We start from the raw sequence: 16,396 nt of genomic DNA, 5'->3' as shown, positions 1-16,396 counted from the left end.
CACCGAAGGCCGCGGCCTAAGTCGCGGCCCTTTTCCCCTTGCACCTGTTGATTGGAACTTTGGTATTCTCATGCAGACCTATCCCGACGTCCTGCTTTTCATCGACGGCGAGTGGCGCCATGCGCTGAAGGGCGAAACCCTTCCCGTCACGGATCCGGCCACCGAAGAGGTGATCGGCAACATTGCCCGCGCCCGCAAGGAGGATCTCGACCTTGCGCTCGCCGCGGCCGACCGGGGCTTCAGGATCTGGCGCGACACCTCCCCCTTCGAGCGCTCGAAGATCATGCGCAAGGCGGCGGATATCCTGCGTGAACGCGCCGACCGGATCGCCTTCCTGATGACCCGCGAGCAGGGCAAGCCGCTTGCGCAGTCAAAGGCCGAGGTTTTGAGCGGCGCCGACATTATCGACTGGTTCGCCGAGGAAGCACGCCGCACCTATGGCCAGATCATTCCGGCCCGGATCAGCGGTGTGTCACAGATGGCGATCAAGCTGCCGGTTGGGCCAGTTGCCGCCTTTACGCCCTGGAACTTTCCGATCAACCAGGTGGTGCGCAAATTGTCAGCGGCAGTCGCCACCGGATGTTCGATCATCGTCAAGGCGCCGCATGAGACGCCGGCCTCGCCCGCAGAACTGATCCGCGCCTTCGCCGATGCCGGCGTTCCGGCGGGTGTCGTCAATCTGGTCAACGGCAAGGCGTCGGAGATCTCCGAATACCTGATCCCGCATCCGGTGATCCGCAAGATCTCGTTTACCGGCTCGACTCCGATCGGCAAGCATCTGGCCGCACTTGCCGGGCTGCACATGAAGCGTGCAACGATGGAACTTGGCGGCCACGCGCCGGTCCTCGTGTTCGACGATGCCGATATCGGCAAGGCGATCGAAGTGTCTGCCGCCTCGAAATTCCGCAATGCCGGCCAGGTTTGCGTCGCACCCACCCGCTTCCTGGTGCAGGACGGCGTTGCCGACCAGTTTCTCGACGGCATGGTCAAGGCCGCGCAGGCCATCAAGGTCGGCAACGGCTTCGATGCCGACACACAGATGGGCCCGCTTGCCAATGAGCGTCGGATGACCGCCATCGAGGCGATGATCGGCGATGCCGTCGCGCGCGGCGCCGAACTGAAGACCGGCGGCCGGCGGATCGGCAACAAGGGCCATTTCTTCGAACCGACAGTGCTGGCCAATGTGCCGATCTCGGCCGAAATCATGAATGACGAGCCCTTCGGGCCGGTCGCAATCGTCAATCGCTTTAAGCATTATGACGAAGCGATCGAGGAAGCCAACCGCCTGCCCTTCGGCCTGGCATCCTACGCCTTCACCGGCTCCATCAAGACAGCGCACGCGCTCGGCCGGCAGATGGAAGCGGGCATGCTCAGCATCAACCATAACGGTCTTGCGCTGCCGGAAGTCCCCTTCGGCGGCATCAAGGACTCGGGTTACGGCACCGAAGGCGGGTCCGAGGCGACACAGGCCTATCTTGAAACCCGCTTCGTCAGCCAGATGAGCTGATGGCATGCGCTCCGGGCGACCGGTTCCGGAGCGCGTCCTCCCCACCCATTCTGAGTGAGCATGCATTGGTAACGGGATTGTGATATAATGCTGGTCTGGTTCAGAAAGCAGTGCGCAAGTTATGGATAAGGCATTTGTCAAAGGGTTGCGGCTTCTGGAAACGCTGGCCAATAGCGACTGTCCGCGCAGCGTCACCGACCTTTCGGTGCAGCTTGAGCTGACCAGGAGCAATGTCCACCGTATGCTGGCGACGCTGACCGATCAGGGATACGTCCGGCAGCTTCCCAGATACAGTACCTATGAACTGACCACCAAGATCTGGCAGCTGGGCAGCAATGTCATCCGGCGGATGGACGTCACTACGCTCGCCCGCCCCGCCATGCTGAAACTGTCTGAAAAGACGGGCGAGACCATCCATCTCTCGATCCTTGAAGACACAGATGTGGTCTATCTCGACAAGATCGAGGGCTCTCACCACATCCGCGCCCATACCAGTGTCGGGTCGCGCGCCCCCGCATGGACGGTGGCCACCGGCAAGGCCATGCTGGCGGAGTTGCCCGACAGTTATCTCGACAGGTTCGAACCCCTGATTAAGCCCCATACTTCATCATCGAAAAAAAGCGTCGCCGAACTGCTGGCCGACATCAAACTGGTGCGCCAGCAGGGCTATGCCGCGATCTATCACGGCGAGTGGCGAGAAGGCATTGCCGCTTGCGCCTGCGCTATCACAGATAGATCCGGTGAGCTTGTTGGCGCCATCGGCATGTCGGGTCCGGATTCGCGCCTGAAGCGCAAGCAGATCAAGCAGTTTTCCAGTGACGTGATGGAAGCGGCAAGGACCATCCGGCTGGCCCTCGGAGGTTGAGATTTCCGGCCGAAAAACACGCCGCCTCTCCTATCCCGGCACCGACGCAGATTCCCCGTCGACCGTCACAAAATACCAACTTCAGGGCAATTTCTGCCCATATTGGCCGCGATCATACCTCAGGCCCTTGGGCCATCTGCAAAAATTCCGCATTATCGCTTGTCAACCGCAAGTGGATGAGACGAGCCTCACCCCAGCTGCTGTCGGGGGGAGAGCAGACAACCTCGCCGCAACGGCCCCGATCTTCGCAACCTCATGCCGCCTTCACCTTGTCCCGATAAATCCTGATCCGCTCCCTGATCCCGACCCGGCTTGCGGATCGCACCAGACTGGCGAGATCAGCATCATAATCCGCAGCGTCGGTTGCCACGTAAAGCGCTTTCACCGTCTCCGCCTCCAACCGATGGCCGGCAATGCCAATTCCAGACAACAGCTCCTCCAGGCCATCCGCAGCAACGATATCGGTCGCCAGACCTTGCGCCAACGCCGCTTGGTCCGTTAGCGTCAACCCGCCCGTCAAGCAGGTCCGCGCATTGTCGCGCCCGATCCGACCGGCAAGCCGCGAGGTGCCGAGCACCAACCCGAACGCCGCGCCCGGAAAGGAGAAACTTGCCCCCTCAAGCGCAATGCGCCGATCGCAACTGACAAACAGATCGGCGCCGGCGCCAAAACACCGTCCCTTGCCGATCGCCACCGTCATCACAGGCGAAGAATGCACCTTCTGCAGCAGCTTTTCGATCTCGACAAACCGCAAAAGCAGGCTCGCATCCGTCTCGCTCTCAAGCGTCGAGAGGTCGAAACCGGTGCAGAAATGTTTGCCCTGCCCCTCCAGCACGATTACTCTTGCGCCCTCATCCAGGCACCGGTCGAAACCGGCGCAGAGGTCTGCCACGATCTCGGAACTCAGCGCATTGCCCTTAGCGGCCCGATCGATAATCAGATGATGCCGCCCGTCCCTTTCGACCACCGATACACTCCGAGGCGTGTCGCCTTCGGTTACACTCAAAGCTACCATGTCAATCGCCTCTCCCGGTTCCTCCGACCAATCGCGATACGGCCTGCGCCGCCTCTACGACCATCAACCCCCATGATTTGATTTCGCGCGGCTTGAACCGCGTGCCGGGGCCGGAAATGCCGATTGCACCCACCACCCGGCCTGTCGCATCCGATATTGCCGACGCGATGCCAAACACGCCGTCGCGCCACTCCCCACGGTTGACCGCATAACCCTGCTTGCGGATAGCAGCGAATTCCGCTGCCAACACATCAGCGTCGGTCATCGTCTGGTCGGTGAAGGCGGTGAGCGGCTGCGTCAGCCGCAGCCGCAAAGTCTCGGGTGGTAATTGCGCCAGCATCGCCTTGCCGGTCGCCACGCACCAGGCCGGTGCCCGCCCGCCGACGCTGGTATAGGAGCGGATCGGCTGCAGGCTCTCGATCTTGTCCATATAGACCACTTCCGCCATGTCCAGCACCGAGAGATGCACGGATTCACCGGTCAATTCGGCAAGCTGCGTCATGTGCGGACGGGCGATCTTTGCCAGATTGAAGCGCGAACCGACCTTGAGCCCGATTTCCCAGACCTTGGATGACAGTTCGTAACTGGCATTCGCATCATTGCGCCGCACATAACCAGTCGCCACCAGCGTTGTCAGCAGCCGGTGCACATTGCTTTTGGTCAGATCCAGCTCCCGCGCAAGGCTGGTCACGCCGCGCGGTTCGTCGCTGTTGGCGAGCAGTTCGATCAGCGTAAGGCCCTTGACGAAAGTGGTATCCATGGCCGCCCTTCAAACGAAAAATCCATGCCGGATCGGCATCAGATCGAGTTCAATATTCGACCCTGTGTTTCATTTATTAGAATACACCTTTGAGATTGTCACGTCCCCCAGGGCCGTGTCGATGCAAAGTTTCGATGGACAAACGGCATGACTTGATCTTTAATCGCCAATATTCGATACAATGTATCATTATTTGGAACATCTGGAATTGCGTCAAAACCGGATTGCGCTCCACGGGAGGAGACCCTTGATGAATGAACGTGAACTGCCTCTGCAGGGCATCAAGGTGATTGAATTCTGTCAGGTCGCGGCCGGCCCCTTCTGCGCCATGCTGCTGGCCGATTTCGGTGCCGACGTGATAAAGATCGAGAATGTCGATGGCGGCGACGGCATGCGAAAATGGCCGCCAATCAATAACGGTTACAGCGAAAACTTCGCCTCTCTTAACCGCAACAAACGGTCACTGGCACTGGATCTCAAGAGCCCGGAAGGTAAGGAAATCGCGCTAAAGCTCTGCTCCGAGGCGGATGTCGTGGTGGAGAATAATCGGCCAGGCGTGATGGATCGGCTCGGGCTCGGTTACACCCAGCTCAGCCGTATCAACCCGGCTCTTGTTTACGCCTCGATCTCCGGTTTCGGCCAGACCGGGCCGCGTGCGGCGGAAGGCGGTTTTGACGTCACCATCCAGGCGATGGCCGGCGTCATCAGCGTTACCGGCGAGGACAATGGCGGACCGGTGAAATGCGGCGTGCCGATCAGCGACTTTTCGACTGGGCTTTATGCAGCCTTCTCGATTTCGAGTGCGCTGCGCCAGGTCGGCATTGACGGAAAGGGCCGATTTATCGACATTTCCCTGCTCGGCGCCACGTTAGGCGTTGCGGCACTGCAGACTTCGGAATATTTTGGAACAGGCGTTTCGCCGCGGAAAATGGGAGCTGCGCATCCGCGCAATGCGCCTTATGAAGCTTTCAAATCCGGCGACGGGCATTTTGTTATGGCAGCAGGAAACGACAAACTTTGGAGATCCGTCTGCGAGATCGTCGGGCGTACAGATCTGCCGCTTGATCCGCGGTTCAAGACGAACAGCGACAGGGCGATCCATCAGGTCGAATTGCGCATCCTGCTGGAAGGAGTCTTCGCCAAAAGCTCCTCGGCCGAATGGCTGGAGAAGTTCCGCGCTGCTGGCGTTCCCTGCGCACCGATCAACGATTATGCCGCAGCACTTTCCGACCCTCAGGTCGAGGCCATGGGCTGGATCCAGAATATCGAGCTCCCCGGCGGCGTGACCGCCCGCACCTTCGGTTCGCCGGTGCGGCTGGATGGCGAAACGTTGAAGATCCGACAAAATCCCCCGGCGCTTGGCGAACATAACGCCGAGATCATCGCGTCTCTGGAGGCGGGCAAGCCTGCCGTCCCGGTGCAAGAAAAGGTGGCGTGATGAGCATCAAGAACTTCAGAGACTTCGTGAAGGATCTGACCGACTTGGCCGACCGCGATCCCGACGAGGCGGTGATGCTGCAGGCGGCGCATCCGCTGATGCAGGACTTGCTGCGCACCGACCAGTGGCTACCGGACATGTTCGCCAAACCCAATCCGGACCGCTACAGCCAGTATCTGCTACATTGCGACCCCAAAGAGCGGTTCTCTATTGTTAGCTTTGTCTGGGGGCCGGGCCAGGAAACGCCGATCCATGACCACACGGTCTGGGGCCTGCTCGGCGTGCTGCGCGGCTCGGAAATCTCGCAGCGTTACCAGCAGGAATTCGGCGCCATGCACAAGATTGGCGATCTGGAATATCTTGAAAGCGGCCAGATCGACATGGTCTCGCCGACGATCGGCGATATCCATCAGGTCCAAAACGGCCTGAAGACCAAGCCGTCGGTCTCGATCCATGTCTACGGGGGCAATATCGGCCGTATCAACCGCCACGCCTTCAAGAATGACGGTAGCCAGAATTCCTTCATCAGCGGTTACAGCTCTGAAATCGTGCCGAACATCTGGATGGCAGACAAGCCATAAGGGCGGGCCGATATCGGCCGCCCCTTTTCCTCGATACTTGGGGAAACGCTTCAGGCGACCGGTGCTGGCTCGCCCGTTTTGGCATGATCGCGCAGATACCCATCGAGCGCCTGAACCTTATCGGCAGTCAGATGCAGACCAAGCTTGGTCCGCCGCCAGAGGATATCCTGCGCCGTAAACGCCCATTCCTTCACCATCAGCCAGCGAACTTCGCATTCGTAGAGATCGACGCCAAAATGCTGGCCGAGGTCCACCATGCTGCCAGCACCCTTCAGCATCTCCCGAACATCCGTGCCGTAAAGCCGTAGCAGCCGCCTGGAATGGGCTGCTGTAAGAAACGGATAGGCTTTGCGCAGATCGGCGAGCGCATCGGAAAACCCAGTTGCCGGAAAATCACCACCCGGCAGATGCGATGACGCCGTCCATGGCCTGCCCTTGGCACCGATCCCGGACGCGATCTTCTGCAGCGCGTGTTCGGCAAGGCGGCGATAGGTCGTTAGCTTGCCGCCAAAGACATGCAGCACCGGCGCCTCACCCGCGACCTCTTCCAGCTTCAGCACATAATCGCGCGTCGCCTCCTGCGCTGCTGTCGCGCCATCGTCGAACAGCGGCCGGACGCCGGAATAGGTCCAGACGATATCGGCTGGTGTGACCGGCTCAATGAAATATTCGCTCGATGCCGCGCAAAGATAGTCCACCTCGGCATCGGTGATCTCAACCTTGGCCGGGTCACCGGTATAGTCGCGGTCGGTCGTGCCGATCAGCGTGAACTCGCCTTCATAGGGAATTGCAAAGATAATCCGCCCATCCGGATTCTGGAAAAACAGCGCCCGCTCATCCTCGAACTTGCGACGGATGACGATATGGCTGCCCTGCACCAGCCGGACATTGTGAGCGTCGTCGCGTCCCAGCGCTTCGCCGAGCACCTTGTCGACCCAGGGGCCAGCCGCATTCACCAGCATCCGCGCTTTGTGCTCCACCCTTTTTCCATTAGCTTCGACTTCGATCCGCCAGAGATCTCTGTCACGCCGGGCTGAGATCACGCGGGTCCGGCTGAGAATGGCGGCCCCCCGTGCCTGCGCGTCACGGGCATTCAGCACCACCAGCCGTGCATCATCCACCCAGCCATCGGAATATTCGAACGCCTGGGAGAAGATTGGTTTCAACGGCTTGCGCAGTGGATCGCACCGCATGTCAATCGACCGGGTCGCCGGAAGCAGCTTGCGGCCGCCGATATGGTCGTAGAGAAAAAGCCCAAGCCTGATCAGCCACGCAGGCCGGACACCACCCTTGTGGTAAGGCAGGACAAAACGCATCGGCCGGATGATATGCGGCGCCATCGCCCAGAGGACTTCCCGTTCCGTCAGCGCCTCACGGACCAGCCGGAACTCGTAGTGCTCTAGATAACGCAAGCCGCCATGAATCAGCTTGGTGGCAGCCGATGACGTGCCGGCGGCAAAGTCCGTCTGTTCGGCCAGAGCCACCGAATATCCGCGCCCGGCTGCATCGCGGGCAATGCCGCAGCCATTGATGCCACCACCGATGATGAAGAGGTCGTATATCGGATCGTTCATTGCCATTTACCCTATGGTCGTCGTTACGGCGTGCCGCCCGGCACGCCGCCTGTGTTGAAGAACCTGTCAGTTGCAGGGGTAACGAAGCGCCTCTTTATCCAGGAAGCGGCGCACATCGCCGGCAATCTGGGAGGCCGCCTTGCGGATGGTGAATCGTGAAGCGCCGGCAATATGCGGCGACAGCGTCACGTTCTGCAGCTTCAGCAGAGGCCAGTCCGCCGGCGGCGGCTCCTTTTCGAACGTGTCCAGGGCGCAACCGCGCAGCTTGCCCGAGGTCAGCGCGTCATAAAGCGCATTGTAATCGACCAGCGGCCCGCGCGCCGTGTTGACGAAATAACTGCCGTCCTTCATCAGCGCGAACTTCTCGGCGCTCATCATGCCACGCGTCTCTGTCGTGACGCGCGGATGCAGGGTCACGACATCGCTCTGAGCCAACAAAGTGTCGAGATCGGAGGTTGTCACGCCATCGTCGGCATCGTCGCGGGTCAGCTGCTTGTAGGGATCGCAGACGATGATCTTGCATCCGAACGGTCTCAGCATCTTGACGACACGGCTACCGACTTCGCCGTAACCGATCACGCCCACCGTCATTTCGCACAGTTCGCGACCGGTGATTTCCTCATGGTACAGATCGCCACGATAATCGCCATTCATCAGCGCCACATGGCCGCGGGTGAGATTGCGGATTTCTGCCAGCATTGATGCCATCGCGAATTCGGCCACCGCCGACGCATTGCGGCCGGGCGAATTCGATACCTTGACGCCGAAATCCTTGGCCGCCGCCATGTCGATATTGATCGGCCCGCCGCGCGAGACGGCGATGAACTTCAGATCGGGCGATGCCTCGAACGTATCGCGGATGACCGGCGCCAGATGGCAGATCAGGATCTCGCAGCCGCTGATGAAATCGTAAAACTGCTCCGGGCGGCCGACAAATTCGCCGACCGGCAAGGTCGGATCGACCTTGGTGATATTACGCTCGATCGGCCAGCCAAGCTCCATCGTCTCGATCACGAATGCCCGACCGGGCATCTCGGTCTCTAAGGCCTCCTTGAAATAGAAGGGCTTCATGAAGCCGTCGCCGATGATCCCGATACGGACCGGATTAGCATTGTCATTATCCATTGTGCGTTCCCTTTCATTTCAAAAATCATAGCCGATCCGGCATTCATGCCGGCTCTGCCACGCTGTTGCGCTCCAGCATGGGCCCCGCCGCCATCGGTGGACCCGAAATATCCTCGCGCCAACACGCCTTCAGATGCCCCGGCGACACTTCGACAAGCGGCGGCACACTTTGCGCGCACATCGGCATTGCGTCAGGACAGCGGGTCCGGAATACACAGCCCGAGGGCGGCGACAGGGGCGAGGGGATATCCCCCTCCAGCATCTGGCGTTTTGGAGGTGAAAGGCTGGCCGTCACGCCATTTGGCTGTCGGCACCAGCTTGAATGTGTAGGTCAGCCGGTCGGCGCTGATGTCGTAGCTGGCTGCCCGTTTGCCGACGACCTTCTGCAAGGCCTTGTCATAGACGACCAGCGGCTCATAGGCGAGGGTAAGCGCCATGTAACCGGTCGTTGCCATCAAGGGATTGCAATTGCCGGGAAAACCGCCCGGACCGACGGCGAAACCGCCGGTCATCGTCTTGTCGGCGGCAAAGGTCGTGGTAGCCATCGGCATCATTGCCACACCGATTGCGATCGAAGCGGCAGTCATTTTCAATGTCTTCAACAGCACGACAGGTTCCTCCCTTGTGCACTCTACTTTTCACAATCCCGGCCGTCCTCACGCGGCCGGAATTGCGCCTCCTCGGATGCCTTTGTGCTTATGCCTTCATGACGATGTTCGGAGATTTGTAGACGACCGCATCGTTGAGACCGATGCCGAGGCCCGCGGTTTCCGGAACAGTGAACGTTCCGCGTTCCGGCTGCAGGTCCACGTCGCAGAGTTCGATGTTCCAGGATTTCTGCGCGTAGGTATGGTGCTCGTGGATCGTGAAGTTCGGGATCACGGTTTCCAGATGCAGCGCTGCCGCCGTCGAGATCGGGCTGCCGCAGACATGTGCCTGCACGCCGACATCGTACATATGGGCGTAATCGCAGACCTTCTTCGCTTCGGTCAGGCCGCCCGTCAGGCCGATATCCGGCTGGATGACGTCAAGGCTCTGGTCTTCGAGATAGGGCCGTAAGCCCGAGCGGGTATAGATGCGTTCGCCGCCGGCAATCGGTATGCGGGTACCGCGCGCCACCTTGTCGTGCAGACGGGAATTCTGGTAGTTCACCGGCTCTTCGTAGTAGAAGATATCCAAATGTTCGCAGGCCCGCGCGATCTGCAGCGCCGATGTCGCACTCGTTGCGCCATGCACCTCCAGAATGATGTCGATATCGCTGCCGACGGCATCACGAATGGCTTCGAGACGCTCCACATACATCCGGATCTGCTTCGGCTGGAACATCCGCGTCAGATCGTAATGACGCTTGCCACCGGCATCGAACATCAGCGGATCGACCTTGACGCAGGTATAGCCTTCGGCGACGGCACGAAGAGCGGCATCCGCATAGGCCTTCGGATCCGTCAGGCTTTCGACCTTCTCCTGCCCCCAGCCGAACTGCAGCTGGCTGGCATAGGAGCGCAGCGTCGGATTGGTCTTGCCGCCCAGCAGCTTGTAGACCGGCAGGCCGGCGGCCTTGCCCTTGATATCCCAGCAGGCCATGTCGATGGCGCTGATGCCGGCAAACACCACGGCGCCACCACCGAGACCCCAGAAGGATTCACGGTACATCCGCTCCCACAGAAGTTCGTTCGACATCGGGTCAGCGCCCATGGCAAATGACTCGACCAAATTCTTGACCATATGCGCGGCCGCACTGCGGCCGATGCCATAAGCCATGGCCGCTTCGCCGACGCCCATCAGACCTTCGTCTGTCTCCAGTCGCAACAGCACCGGGTGCCATGGCGGCCGCTTGGGGCATTCGATGTCGAAAATTTCGGCCTTCACGATTTTCATGCGTAGTTACCTCTCCCGTTCGGCTTGCGCCGTCCTCAACTCCCGGAACCGGGAGGAAAACAGCTCCGCCTCCCTCCCATGCGTTTGCACGATCTGACGTGCGACGAGCCATGAGCTCAGCAAGTGCTGTTCCAGCACCGCACCGAGACCAGGGCCATCCCTCCGCCGCAGCATCTCAACGATCTGCCGGTGCTCCTCCTCAGAGCTTTCCCAGCGATCGGTGGTGGTGACGCCCAGACGGTTGAAATAATTGTAGACCGTCATGCGCAGCGAAATATTCGCGTAATAATCGATCAGCACCGGGTTGCCGCTCAGCACCACTATCGTCTTGTGGAACAGACGGTTGGTGGCCCACCAGTCGTTCGGATTGTTCGCCAGCCGCAACCCATCCATCTTTTCGCAGAGGCCTGCCAGGTGATCGACCTCGGCATCGGTGACGCGCCCGACCGCCAGTTCGGCGGCCCGATATTCGAACATGCCGCGCACTTCGAGCATGGATTTGATGTCGGCATCGGTCAGCGTGGTGATGATCGCGCCGCGATTCGGCGACATCTCGACCAGCTTCTCACCCACCAGGATCGACATCGCCTCACGCAGCGGCGTGCGGGTGATCCCCATCCGGTCCATGATCTCGCGCTCGTTCAGCTTCTGCCCGGGCAGAAGCACACCATTGGAGATGTGATCGCGGATCTGATCTGCAACGAGCCGGGAAAGCGGCTGGCGAATTTTCATGCTGAATTTCCTCCTGGCGACTTTCATATACGAAATATTCCGGTTTCATATATTAAAAATTATATCACGTATATTTTTCTGCTAGAAACCGTCCAGGCAGGCAGTGAGGCCGGGTCGGTCCGCGCTGTGCGCATGGAATGAAACGGGAGGGTCCGGTGGTGAATTTGGCAAATGGCTTGGGCGAGGAATTTGGCGCGCTGATCACATCGCGGTTTCCGCAGGTGAAGCTCACCAAATGTGGACAGAGCGAACCGTGGAAAATTCCGGCCGGAACCGAGGTGGCCTTCATCGGCCCAGGCCCCGGCTGGCGCAACCCGCCCAAGGACCTGCCGGTCTATTGGGGAGCCTTGAAATGGGTTCAGGCCGTCTCCGCTCACATCGATTTCTTCGAGGCGAAATTCAACAGATCCACGTTTTGACCTTGGGCTCAAACAGCTCAGAGGCATTATTGAAATGCTGATTCACCAATGATTTCAGAGACAACAGTTGCCGCCTGGATTATCAACGGGCTGGTTGTCGTGCGATTATGAAAAACCGCGTATTGCAGCGATGGCGGCTGATAGGGCGTGCGAATGATCTGCAACCGGCCACTGGCGAGCTCGGCGCGACAGAAGGCCGGTGGCAAGGCGGCAGCGCCAAGACCTGCTGCGGCGAAATCGCGCAGGCCCGCAAGGTTCGAGGCGGTCAGGATCCGTGAGGGGTATAGCCCGCGCTGTTGAAAGAAATCGATCAGCATTTCATGGAAACGCGACGCTCGCGGCTGTAATATGAGCGGCAGCTTTGCCAGTTCGGCAATGGTGTCGATTTTGCCTTGCGGCAGTAATTTTGGGCTGCACATCCATTTTGACCGGCTCTCGGTGAGGATGATGTACTTGAACTCGCCTGCACGCATCGGCAGCGAAGGACACACAATGAGATCAAGCGTATTGTGTCGCAGGCCGTCGACAAGAAAATCGTTCAATCCGACAGTCGGATCCACCTGCACGCCCGGAAAACGGGCGCCGAATTCCTCCAGCATCTTTTCCAGATAAAGCGCCGATACCAGCTCGGTAATGCCGAGCCGCAATATGCTCCCTTGAGAGGGAGAAAGCGCTGTTGCCTCCATGATTTCGGTACGCGTATCCAGCATCTTTTCGCACAGCAGAAGAATGCGGCGGCCTGTGGGGCTGAGCGTGAGTGAGCGCCCGGCGCGCTCGAACACGTCTATTTGCAGCGCAAGTTCAAACTCTTGAAGTCGTTTGGATATCGTCGATTCGGTCGTATTGAGCCTTTCGGCAGCCTTGCCGATGCCTCCCAAACGGGCAACGCAATGAAATGCCTCAATTTGCTTCAACGTTATCATGATGTTCCCCGGATACTAGAAAAATACGACAGCTTAAGTCTCGATTAATTCGCTTTTAATATAGTGACCATTGAAGCAAGTTCCCTGTCAAGCACGATAACAGGGAACAAAAAGATGGTTGAGGATACTCTTGTCCGGCAGTTCGCCGGCCTTTCGACGACCCTTGTCAGCGACAATCTGGACCGCTTGCGCGGCGCGGTGGGTTTGTCACCCATTCATGGCGACCGGCCTCTTTGTGGCCGGGCATTCACCGTGCAGACCCGTCCCGGCGACAACCTTTTCGTCCATCTTTCGCTCGATCTAGCCGAGCCGGGCGATGTGATCGTCATTGATGGCGGCGGGCACGAGACGGGTGCGCTGATGGGCGAAATCATGATGCGCTACGCAAAAAGCCGCGGCATTGCGGGCTTCGTCGTCGATGGCGCCATCCGCGACGCCGGTTCGTTCAAGGAGGCCGACTTTCCATGTTTCGCCCGCTCCATCTCCCATCGCGGCCCCTATAAGAACGGCCCCGGCAATGTCGGAGCCACCGTTTCCATCGGCGGAATGACGGTCAGCCCCGGCGACATCATCATCGGGGATGCCGATGGCGTGGTCGCCGTGCGCCCCGACGAGGCGGACACTGTGCTGGAAAAGGCAACCGCCCAGCTGGCAGCGGAACAGCGCCTGCTGGCCGAAATTGCCGCAGGCACGTTTGACCGCTCATGGCTGAAAGACCTGATCGAAGCCCATAGAGGGCGTTGATATGAGCGACAGGGAAACGATTTCGATGCGATCCGGCAATCTCGGCCGGAGCGTTCTGGCAAGTCCGGCGCTGCTGGTGGTTCCCACCATCCTGCTGTTGCTGTTCACCTATGTCTGGCCGCTCCTTCAGGTGCTGCGCCTCAGCTTTTCGGCGGCGGATGCCAGCGTCCTCGACGGGGCGGGGTTCACGCTCAAGCACTACATCGATTTCTTCCTCGACCCGACCTCGTTGCGCGTCATATGGCGGTCTTTCTGGATCTCGATTGCCAGCACCATCATCGCCCTGGTCGTGGCCTATCCCTATGCGATCTCGATCGCCAGAGGCGGCCCGATGATGCGGCGGCTGTTGATATCGATTGCCCTGCTTCCCATGACGACGAGCGGCGTGGTGCGGGCCTATGGCGTGATCATGGTGCTGGGGCGTGAAGGTCCGCTGAATGCGCTGCTGCTCACGCTCGGCATCGTGTCGCGTCCGGTGGAGTTTCTCTATGGCCCGGCAGCACTGATCATCGGCAACGCCTATTTCGTCCTGCCTTTCGTCATTCTGCCGCTGGCAACCGGCATTGCCCGCATCGACCGACGATTGCTGGACGCGGCATCGACCCTGGGGGCAACCCGGCTGGCGATGACCAGAACCGTGACCTTGCCGCTGCTCGTTCCGGCTATTGCCGCCGGCTCCGTTGTGGCATTCACGCTGAATATGACGGCATTCGTGACGCCGGGGCTGCTGGGTGGACAGGGGTATCTGGTCATCACCACGCTCCTTGGCCAGCAGATGTTCGCGCTTGCCAACTGGATAACCGGGGCGGTGATTGCTGTCGTCCTTCTCGCCATCGTTATCGTCACCATGTCGGTTTACCAGGCGTGGATGGACAGGAAGGCAAAGTTCTATGCTCCGCGCTCCTGATATCCGAAAGCTGGCTTCCATGCCGGCAACAGACTGGATCCGCTACATCGCCACCGGCTTCGGAGTTATCGTTCTGCTGTTGCCGATGCTGGCCATCATCATCTCGTCCTTTGGCGAAACCGCCTATGCAAAGTTTCCGCCCCAGGGCTTCACACTCAAATGGTATGGCGCATTCAACGAGGTTCCCAATCTCATATCCTCGCTGCTCTACAGCCTGAAACTGGCGGCCATCGTCACGGTGATCTCCGTATCGCTTGCGCTGATGTCGGCGATCGGGCTGACATTGCGGATCATTCCGGGCCGGGCTTATGTCACCAGCTTTCTGATGCTGCCGCTTGTCCTGCCGTCCATCGTCGTCGGACTTGCACTGCTGTTGTTTTTCAGCACCGTCTGGTCGGCGGATTACTTTACCGGACTGATCATCGGCCACCTCGTCATCAGTTTTCCCTATGCGCTTCGCAGTATTCTGCCAGCACTTGAAACGTTCGACCGTAATCTATGGGCAGCCAGCCGCACGCTGGGCGCCAATCCGTGGCAGGCATTCCGCACCATCCTCGCACCACTCGCCATGCCCAGCGTTCTCTCGGCGACGCTGTTCGCCTTCCTGATTTCTTTCGACAACTACAACATCTCGGCGTTCCTCCAGGACCCGCTGACACCGCCATTGCCGGTGGTTCTGTACAACCAGGCAGAGCAGGCCCTCAGCCCTGTGCTGATGGCGGTCTCGACGGCGCTCATTCTGTTCTCGGTCGTCTTGATCGCGTTGTTCGGAAAATACCTGGTCCAAAAGTCCGACAGATAATCCAGCAGACACAAAACCACAGAAAAAGGGGAATAAACATGAAAAACAATAGCATGGACTTGAATGCAACTCGCCGCACATTTCTGAAGACGGTCGCTATCGGCAGCCTTGCCGCACCCTTTATCGCCAACCGCGCCTTTGGGCAGGAAGGGATGCAGGTTCTCGTAACCCTGCCCGACGCCTCGGTCGAAAAGCTTGTGCTGGCAAAGGTCGCCCCGATCATGAAGGAGCGATACAAGGTCGAACTCAAGACGCAACAATCATCCTCCTCGCAGGTGCTCTCGGCCATGCGTGTGCAGCGCCGCCGCCCGACCTTCATTGCGGCAACGCTCGATCTCAGTTTCGCAAACCAGGCCCTTGAGGAAGATCTGGTCGAACCAGCAACGGTTGCCAATATCCCGAACCTCAAGGATGTGATGCCCAAGGCGCTTGCCGCGGACGGCAAGATCGTCAGCTTTATTTTGAGTGCGGATACCCTGACCTTCAACACGAAGATCTGGTCCGAGGCACCAAAGACCTATGCGGCCATCTTCGCCGACGACAAGGTGGCACTGACCGCCTTTCCCGCCAGCGGTTCGAATATCGGGCTTGAATTTCTCGCCGCCGCATCGGCCGCCGGTTCAGGCAAGCCGCTGGCCGAGGCGATGACCGACCTTGAGGGCGGCATCCGCTATCTGGCGAACTATCGTGATCGGATCAAGATGATCTATAGCCGATCCCAGGAGGTCATGCCGCTGCTGGCCAATGGCGATGTCGGCGTGTGCTTCAACAAGACCCGCTTTCTTACCGACTGGATCAACCGCGATGCGCCGCTGGATTGCACCGTTCCCTCGCAGGGCGCTTTCTACAGCCTCAATTGCCTTGTGCCGGTCAAGGACAGCCCGGCGCCGGAACTTGGCCACGCCTTTATCGACATCATGCTGTCGCCGGAAATCCAGGACCTGTGGGCCGCTGAGATCGGCTCGGCCCCCGTCAATCGCCTCGTCACGCCCAATGTGCCGGAGAAGCTGAAGCGCGTCGTGCCAAATGCCGCCGATCTCGAAAAACTGGTGCTGCTGCCGCAGCTGACCCAGGCGCATATCGCCGATCTCACCAAAATGTTTAACAGTGACGTCGCGCGATGATG

Annotated in this window: 16 protein-coding genes and 2 pseudogenes; 9 read left to right on the top strand and 9 right to left on the bottom strand. The window is 59.5% G+C overall.

The annotated features are described in order from the left end of the window. Nucleotides 1-70: 70 nt before the first annotated feature. Both HGO38_RS27740 and HGO38_RS27735 read left to right on the top strand, forming a co-directional pair. Nucleotides 71-1,507: an NAD-dependent succinate-semialdehyde dehydrogenase gene (locus HGO38_RS27740; RefSeq protein WP_250959049.1), complete on the top strand. Its 1,437-nt coding sequence runs from the start codon at nt 71-73 to the stop codon at nt 1,505-1,507. Between the two features lie 121 nt (nt 1,508-1,628). Continuing rightward, nucleotides 1,629-2,372, top strand: a complete 744-nt coding sequence (locus tag HGO38_RS27735) for an IclR family transcriptional regulator (RefSeq protein WP_250959048.1) — start codon at nt 1,629-1,631, stop codon at nt 2,370-2,372. 253 nt (nt 2,373-2,625) lie between these two features. Here HGO38_RS27735 and HGO38_RS27730 read toward each other — a convergent pair whose 3' ends face one another. Together HGO38_RS27730 and HGO38_RS27725 are read right to left on the bottom strand one after the other, a co-directional pair. Beyond that, nucleotides 2,626-3,387 carry an enoyl-CoA hydratase/isomerase family protein gene (locus HGO38_RS27730; protein WP_250959047.1) on the bottom strand — a complete coding sequence of 254 codons (762 nt, stop codon included), beginning with the start codon at nt 3,385-3,387 and terminating at the stop codon, nt 2,626-2,628. A 1-nt stretch (nt 3,388) separates the two neighbouring features. Continuing rightward, nucleotides 3,389-4,147: an IclR family transcriptional regulator gene (locus HGO38_RS27725; protein WP_250959046.1), complete on the bottom strand. Its 759-nt coding sequence runs from the start codon at nt 4,145-4,147 to the stop codon at nt 3,389-3,391. A 250-nt stretch (nt 4,148-4,397) separates the two neighbouring features. Here HGO38_RS27725 and HGO38_RS27720 point away from each other — a divergent pair, with 250 nt between their 5' ends. Next, complete coding sequence (locus HGO38_RS27720; RefSeq protein ID WP_250959045.1) at nt 4,398-5,585, top strand: CaiB/BaiF CoA transferase family protein; 1,188 nt, start codon at nt 4,398-4,400, stop codon at nt 5,583-5,585. Beyond that, a complete protein-coding gene (locus HGO38_RS27715; protein WP_250959044.1) occupies nt 5,585-6,166 on the top strand; it encodes a cysteine dioxygenase family protein in 582 nt (193 codons plus the stop codon). The genes HGO38_RS27720 and HGO38_RS27715 overlap by 1 nt, the downstream gene beginning before the upstream one ends. 50 nt (nt 6,167-6,216) lie before the next feature. Here the strand turns inward: HGO38_RS27715 and glpD are convergent, their stop codons facing one another. The 6 genes and pseudogenes from glpD to HGO38_RS27685 all read right to left on the bottom strand — a co-directional run bounded on the left by glpD (nt 6,217) and on the right by HGO38_RS27685 (nt 11,475). Then, nucleotides 6,217-7,746, bottom strand: coding sequence for a glycerol-3-phosphate dehydrogenase (glpD, locus tag HGO38_RS27710; protein ID WP_250959043.1), 1,530 nt, complete (start codon nt 7,744-7,746; stop codon nt 6,217-6,219). Nucleotides 7,747-7,806: 60 nt separating this feature from the next. After that, nucleotides 7,807-8,865, bottom strand: a complete 1,059-nt coding sequence (locus HGO38_RS27705; protein ID WP_250959042.1) for a 2-hydroxyacid dehydrogenase — start codon at nt 8,863-8,865, stop codon at nt 7,807-7,809. A 43-nt stretch (nt 8,866-8,908) separates the two neighbouring features. Further along, a pseudogene (locus HGO38_RS27700) lies at nt 8,909-9,133 on the bottom strand (oligopeptide/dipeptide ABC transporter ATP-binding protein); the annotation flags it as partial. A gap of 1 nt (nt 9,134) precedes the next feature. Next, a pseudogene (locus tag HGO38_RS27695) lies at nt 9,135-9,380 on the bottom strand (ABC transporter substrate-binding protein); the annotation flags it as partial. Nucleotides 9,381-9,561: 181 nt separating this feature from the next. After that, nucleotides 9,562-10,743, bottom strand: coding sequence for a mandelate racemase/muconate lactonizing enzyme family protein (locus HGO38_RS27690; protein WP_250959041.1), 1,182 nt, complete (start codon nt 10,741-10,743; stop codon nt 9,562-9,564). A gap of 6 nt (nt 10,744-10,749) precedes the next feature. Then, on the bottom strand, nt 10,750-11,475 hold the full coding sequence (locus tag HGO38_RS27685; RefSeq protein WP_250959040.1) for a GntR family transcriptional regulator: 726 nt from the start codon (nt 11,473-11,475) through the stop codon (nt 10,750-10,752). Nucleotides 11,476-11,630: 155 nt separating this feature from the next. Here HGO38_RS27685 and HGO38_RS27680 point away from each other — a divergent pair, with 155 nt between their 5' ends. Beyond that, nucleotides 11,631-11,894 (top strand): Rossmann-fold NAD(P)-binding domain-containing protein, encoded by a 264-nt coding sequence (locus tag HGO38_RS27680; protein ID WP_250959039.1) that lies wholly within the window; start codon nt 11,631-11,633, stop codon nt 11,892-11,894. Between the two features lie 26 nt (nt 11,895-11,920). On the opposite strand, the gene HGO38_RS27675 is transcribed toward HGO38_RS27680, so the two are convergent. Beyond that, nucleotides 11,921-12,817, bottom strand: a complete 897-nt coding sequence (locus HGO38_RS27675; RefSeq protein ID WP_250959038.1) for a LysR family transcriptional regulator — start codon at nt 12,815-12,817, stop codon at nt 11,921-11,923. 63 nt (nt 12,818-12,880) lie between these two features. Here HGO38_RS27675 and HGO38_RS27670 point away from each other — a divergent pair, with 63 nt between their 5' ends. Genes HGO38_RS27670 through HGO38_RS27655 form a run of 4 tightly spaced genes read left to right on the top strand, consistent with a single transcriptional unit; the run spans nt 12,881 to nt 16,394 of the window. Further along, the gene (locus HGO38_RS27670) at nt 12,881-13,561 is read left to right on the top strand and encodes an RraA family protein (protein ID WP_352230514.1); all 681 of its coding nucleotides are present in this window, start codon (nt 12,881-12,883) and stop codon (nt 13,559-13,561) included. 1 nt (nt 13,562) lies between these two features. Beyond that, nucleotides 13,563-14,468, top strand: coding sequence for an ABC transporter permease (locus tag HGO38_RS27665; RefSeq protein ID WP_250959036.1), 906 nt, complete (start codon nt 13,563-13,565; stop codon nt 14,466-14,468). Continuing rightward, on the top strand, nt 14,452-15,270 hold the full coding sequence (locus HGO38_RS27660) for an ABC transporter permease (RefSeq protein ID WP_250959035.1): 819 nt from the start codon (nt 14,452-14,454) through the stop codon (nt 15,268-15,270). The genes HGO38_RS27665 and HGO38_RS27660 overlap by 17 nt, the downstream gene beginning before the upstream one ends. A gap of 38 nt (nt 15,271-15,308) precedes the next feature. After that, on the top strand, nt 15,309-16,394 hold the full coding sequence (locus HGO38_RS27655; protein WP_250959034.1) for an ABC transporter substrate-binding protein: 1,086 nt from the start codon (nt 15,309-15,311) through the stop codon (nt 16,392-16,394). The last annotated feature ends 2 nt before the right edge of the window (nt 16,395-16,396 follow it).

The sequence above is a fragment of the Rhizobium sp. CG5 genome (assembly GCF_023701945.1).
GTDB lineage: Bacteria > Pseudomonadota > Alphaproteobacteria > Rhizobiales > Rhizobiaceae > Allorhizobium.
Note: the sequence above shows the minus strand (reverse complement) of the source record. Positions and strands in the feature narration are given on the sequence as shown.